The organism is Pontibacter brevis (assembly GCF_054779655.1).
In genome coordinates this window covers 1-5,391 of sequence record NZ_BAAGXV010000046.1, presented here as the reverse complement: position 1 = coordinate 5,391, position 5,391 = coordinate 1, and the positions used below count along the sequence as shown (strand labels likewise).

5 protein-coding genes are annotated in these 5,391 nt (G+C 50.0%); all 5 read left to right on the top strand.

The annotated features are described in order from the left end of the window. Positions 1-161: 161 nt before the first annotated feature. Complete coding sequence (locus ACYVB1_RS12995; protein WP_460924174.1) at positions 162-1,463, top strand: NCS2 family permease; 1,302 nt, start codon at positions 162-164, stop codon at positions 1,461-1,463. A 255-nt stretch (positions 1,464-1,718) separates the two neighbouring features. Next, positions 1,719-2,396, top strand: a complete 678-nt coding sequence (locus tag ACYVB1_RS12990; protein ID WP_460924172.1) for a hypothetical protein — start codon at positions 1,719-1,721, stop codon at positions 2,394-2,396. Positions 2,397-2,525: 129 nt separating this feature from the next. Next, positions 2,526-3,077 carry a GNAT family N-acetyltransferase gene (locus tag ACYVB1_RS12985; RefSeq protein ID WP_460924170.1) on the top strand — a complete coding sequence of 184 codons (552 nt, stop codon included), beginning with the start codon at positions 2,526-2,528 and terminating at the stop codon, positions 3,075-3,077. Positions 3,078-3,176: 99 nt separating this feature from the next. Next, complete coding sequence (gene xseA, locus ACYVB1_RS12980; protein WP_460924168.1) at positions 3,177-4,802, top strand: exodeoxyribonuclease VII large subunit; 1,626 nt, start codon at positions 3,177-3,179, stop codon at positions 4,800-4,802. Next, the gene (xseB, locus tag ACYVB1_RS12975) at positions 4,792-5,076 is read left to right on the top strand and encodes an exodeoxyribonuclease VII small subunit (RefSeq protein WP_460924166.1); all 285 of its coding nucleotides are present in this window, start codon (positions 4,792-4,794) and stop codon (positions 5,074-5,076) included. The genes xseA and xseB overlap by 11 nt, the downstream gene beginning before the upstream one ends. The last annotated feature ends 315 nt before the right edge of the window (positions 5,077-5,391 follow it).

The following is a 5,391-nucleotide window of genomic DNA, read 5'->3' as shown; positions in this document are numbered from 1 at the left end:
GGCGTTGCCAGTCATAGTCGCTGATTTCGTAACGTCGCATAAGCTTTTTGAAACTTAAACAACAGTAAAACAAAATCATTCATTAATTGTCAACACGACCTAGTACCTTTGCGGCTTCATTTATTTAATACCCATCTACAACGCAGTATAATTAACCTGAAATGGAGTCTTATTTCCAACTGAAGAAGAACGGCACCACTGTTCAAACAGAAATCATTGCCGGTGTTTCTTCCTTTCTGGCCACTTCCTATATCATTGTGGTGAACCCCAGCATTCTTAGCCAGGCGGGGATGCCATTTGCGGGAGTGCTCACAGCCACCATCATCGTGAGTTTCTTTAGCAGCCTGATGATGGGCCTCTACGCCCGCAACCCTATTCTGGTGGCACCCGGCATGGGACTGAATGCCTTCTTCACGTATTCTGCCGTTTTAGGATTAGGCATTAGCTGGCAGGTGGCTCTGGGAGCCGTATTCTGGTCAGGCGTGGTCTTTCTGTTGCTCTCAGCTTTCAACGTGCGGACGCTCATTGTGCGAGCTATTCCGCGCCCCCTTCGCTTTGCCATTGCGGCAGGCATTGGCTTATTTATTACCCTGATAGGCTTTACAAACGCAAAATTCATTGTTTCCAACCCTGCCACCATCCTTGGAATTGGGCAACTGACCCCTACCCTCCTCACTTTCCTGGCAGGGCTGCTGCTGACAGCGGTGCTGCTGACCAAGAATGTTAGGGGGGCTATATTGATAGGTATCCTTTTCACCACGCTGGCTACTTACCCGATTGGCCGCTGGTATGGCGGCGAGGGTGGCGTGCCGTTGGTAAACTTCCAGGGCCTTTTCGCGGCCCCGGACTTTAGTTTGCTGCTCCAGTTAGATTACGTGAACTCACTGCAGTGGGCGGTAGTGCCTATTATCTTCGCTTTTGTGTTCACCGATATGTTCGATAGTGTTTCCACATTTGTAGGTTTGGCAGAAGCCGCCAACCTACTGGATGAACAGAGCGAACCCCGCAACGTGAAACGCTCCCTGATGACCGATGCCGTAGCCACTACTCTCGCAGGCCTGGTAGGCTCCAGTCCCGGAACGGCTTATATCGAATCGGCGGTAGGTATAGAAGCAGGCGGCCGTACAGGGCTTACCGCTGTGGTAGGTGCTTTGCTTTTTCTCCCCTTTCTGTTCCTGGCTCCCCTGCTCTCCATCGTACCTGCCATTGCCACGGCACCGGCCCTGGTGCTGGTGGGCGTTTTCATGGTTCGGCCTGTTGTAAAAATCAACTGGGGGCAGCTGGATGAGGCTATTCCTGCCTTTCTGGCCATGGTTCTGATACCTTTTTCTTACTCTATCACGCAGGGCATTATCTGGGGGTTCCTCTCCTGGACAGCCATAAAACTGGCAACTGGCAAGACAAAGGATATCACTATTGCTTTGCTAGTTATCGATGCATTTTGTATTCTTGCTTTACTATAGCAGCCTAAAGCTGATGCTGGCGCTGTAAAACGGAAGTTGGAAAGTATATAGTAAAAGGCAGATTTTGCTGTTGTTGCACCTGGAACAGGCCTCATGGGAGATGTTTTTTCCGGATTAACAATAAACGCGGAGTTTAGGTGTTAATCTTTGTAGGTCTGGCAACATGTGCCAGGCAAGTCCTTTTCCTGACCACGTAAGCGGGTACTATATTTATGTTGAACCCAGGCACCGCGCCTGGAAATTATTTTCTTTATTATGAAGGCAGTCTTTTTATCATTTTTCTTTGTGCTATCCGGCTTGGTAGCAAACGCACAGGGAACAGCCAAAGAAGGAACTCCTGCAACTGATAACCTCGCCAGGCAATTCAACAACCTGAAAGCCGGCTCTAACTCCTACACGGAAAACAACAGAACATACAAGGTTGTGAACGTTGCTTCGCTCGATGCCTTTTGGAAGAGTGTGCAGGAGACGCTAGCCGCAAGAGAGCAGCAACTGAAACAAGCAGGCGTGCAAACAGAGCAAGACCTGGTGCAGGCAAAGGACAGCATTGCAGCACAGCAGGAGCAACTACAGGCGCTAAAGCAGCAGTATGCAGCCAAGGAACAGGAGGTACAGCAAAACGCGCACGATGTTGCCAATCTCTCTGTCTTAGGCATTGATATGGAGAAGCAAACGTATGTTATCCTGAGCTTTGCGGTTATCATTGTGCTCCTTATCCTGCTGGCCATCATCATACTGCAGTACAAGAGCAGCAAAAGTGTAGCCGTTGAAAAGCGAAGAGCCTACGATGAAGTACACCAGGAGTACGATGAGTATAAAAAAGGCGCCCGCGAAAAAGAATTAAAGCTGAAAAGGGAGCTTCAGACAGAGATGAACAGAATTGAAGAGCTCAACCAGCAAATTGCCCTTCTAAAAAAGCAGTCTCACGTATAGCAGTAGCTCTTAAATCTTCTTGAAACCCAAAGCCGTTGTTGGTCATTGCACCGACAGCGGCTTTGTAGTTCATAGGGCGCAGTACACAATGCACCGCCAGACCAGAAGGCACAGAAATCTTTATAGCACTTGAACAACTCTGTTGAACTCATCCACATCCGAGACCAGTCTCACCCCGCTGTTCCCACGCTGCAAAAGCTCTATGAAGCCGCATTTCCTGTGGAAGAGCGAAGGGATTCTCAACAGTTACTGGGGCTCCTCCATCAGCAGGACATGTTTGTTTATGCGGTAACTGCTGCTGACGAGGCAATGGGCTTGTGCATTTATTGGCAATTAGAAGGCTTTTACTTTTTGGAGCACCTGGCTATCGCTCCTTCCCATCAGGACCTGGGGCTGGGTAGGCAGGTCATGCAGTGGCTGCTGCGCAAAACTAACCGGAAGCTTTTGCTGGAAGTAGAGCGGCCAACAGATAAAATCAGCAGGAAACGGATTCGCTTTTATCAGAAACTGCTTGGCTTTACCCTACACGACACTTTTAATTATCACCAGCCACCTTATCAGCAGGAAGGCAAGTCCGTGCCGCTGTACCTGATGTCGGCAGAGGCGATAGCCGATACAGCCGAGCTTCTTCGAATTGCCAGCCACATTAAACAGCAGGTGTATGAGCGATTCTATTTTTAGAAGCAACTGACAATCACTTTACATACAACCGGTTCTATATTTTAAATTGAAAAAAGGCCGTCTTTTCTGCTTTGCGCTCCAAAGACAAAAGCTTATATTGTGCTTCAGAAGCAGGTTTTATACCTGCCTGATATACTGATACAAGCAGAAATCCACCACACCTCTATGGCCCAGTTTTTCCTCCGGCAGACAGTTAAAGAAGAGCTGCATGCGCCACTTTCGCTCCACCAGCTGCACCAGCAGATTCGGGAGGAGCTGGAAATGGCGTTTCCGGAGAGCTATTGGGTGGTGGCAGAGGTGGCGCAGGTAAACGCCGACCGCCGCAAAGGCCATTGCTACCTCACGCTGGTAGACAAAGGCGACGATGCCCGGCAGATGCTGGCGCAGGCTCGTGCTACCATCTGGAGCTCCAGGTACCAGATGTTGGGCCGCTACTTTGAGGAAAAGACAGGGCAACCGCTCAAGGCAGGCTTGAAAGTGCTCTTTCAGGCAACGGTGCGCTTCCACGAGTTGTACGGCCTGAGCCTCGACATCGTAAACATCGACCCGAACTATACCATCGGCGACCTGGCACGGCAACGGCAGGAAACGCTAAAACGCCTGGAAGCAGAGGGGTTGATGGAAGCGAATAAGTCCATAGAACTGGACCTGGTACCACAGCGACTGGCCGTTATCTCCTCGGCCACAGCAGCGGGCTACCAGGATTTTATCCACCAGTTACAAAACAACAGCTTCGGCTACTCCTTCCATACCACGCTTTTCCCGGCTACCGTGCAGGGAAATGAGGCACCAGCCTCCGTGAAACGGGCGATGGCTTTGGCAGGCAAATACAAAGATAGGTTTGATGCCATTGTGCTTATCCGGGGTGGCGGTTCTCAAACGGACCTGAGCTGCTTCGATGACTATGCTATTGCCGCTGCCATCGGGCATTCTCCTCTCCCCGTGCTCACCGGTATCGGCCATGAGCGGGATGAGAGTATTTCAGACATGGTCGCGCATACGCGTTTAAAAACACCGACAGCTGTGGCCAACTTCCTCATCGACCGGTTCAGGTCGGCAGAGGAGTACAACGAGAGCTTACTGGATAGCATCCGCATGTTTTCGGCACAGCAACTGAAGGTGACAGACGGCCTGCTTGAGCGCGTAAGCATGCGCATATCAAGCCAGACAAAAGAGCTGCTGCAAAACACGAAAGACAAATTAGAACTTTTGTCGCGGGGACTACTGCTGAAGCCACAGGCCTTTATAGAGGCACAGAAGCACCATGTCAGCAACCTGAACAAAGACATCAGCTCACAAACCAAGGACCTGCTGCACGAGCGGAGAACGTATCTACAGGAACTATCTGTCTGTGTAGAGGGCAAGAGCCAGCGCTACCTGCACATGAAAGAGCATGAGTTAAATAACCTGGTGCACTGCATCGAAACAGAAGCAAAAGACGGGCTGAAGCAAAAGCAGCTACGGTTTGAAAAAAGCAGCGATAAAGTAGCTTTTTGCGTCCGGAACAAGCTGCAAACCCAAAACCACCGCCTGAAGCTGCTGGAAATGAGCATTGAGGCCAATAACCCGGAGCGCCTGCTCTTACGCGGTTATACGTTGACCTTAATAAATGGCAAAATCACAAAAAGCATAAAAGACATTAACAACGGAGACGTGATAGAGACGAAAATGCAGGATGGCACGCTCCACAGTATGGTAGTAAACATTGACGAAGATGACAAATAAAGATTTAAAAAGTCTAACATACCGCGAGGCGACGCAGGAGCTGGAAGAGATTCTACGCGCTATTGAAAATGACTCCGTAGATGTGGATGAGCTGACCCAGAAAGTACAGCGTTCATCGCAGCTGATAAAGCTCTGCAGAGAAAAGCTGCGCAGTGCCGAAAAGGCTATTGACCAGGTGTTCAACGAGGAGAATTGCGAAGAACCCACCATAAGCAAAGCGCCCGAAGGCAGAGCCGGAGCAGGTACTACCAACAGCAACGGGTCCCTTTTTTAAAAGTTCATCCACACAAGTATTGCAAAAGGCTGCTTTTCTACAGAAAGGCAGCCTTTTGCTGTTTTTATTAATGCCCCCGTATAGGTCAGTCCCAGCGGGACGACCTGTTTATAGCCCGATAGACAATCAATTTGCCGAGCTCCAGAGGAGCGGCCTGTTTTGGTGCGATTACAGAACGCTCCTCTGAAGTTTAAAAAGTATTCGGGCAAACTTCTAGGCTGCGTTGACAATTATAGCAGCAGTGTCATGGCTGCAGCCAGGTGCAGGAATGCCAGAAAGCTAGAGGCAGTCTTGTCGTATCGGGTGGCGATGCGG

Excerpts from the sequence above, each read along its gene's own strand:
- xseB (WP_460924166.1), top strand. The coding sequence starts at position 4,792 with ATGACAAATAAAGATTTAAAAAGTCTAACATACCGCGAGGCGACGCAG.
- ACYVB1_RS12995 (WP_460924174.1), top strand. The coding sequence starts at position 162 with ATGGAGTCTTATTTCCAACTGAAGAAGAACGGCACCACTGTTCAAACA.
- ACYVB1_RS12990 (WP_460924172.1), top strand. The coding sequence starts at position 1,719 with ATGAAGGCAGTCTTTTTATCATTTTTCTTTGTGCTATCCGGCTTGGTA.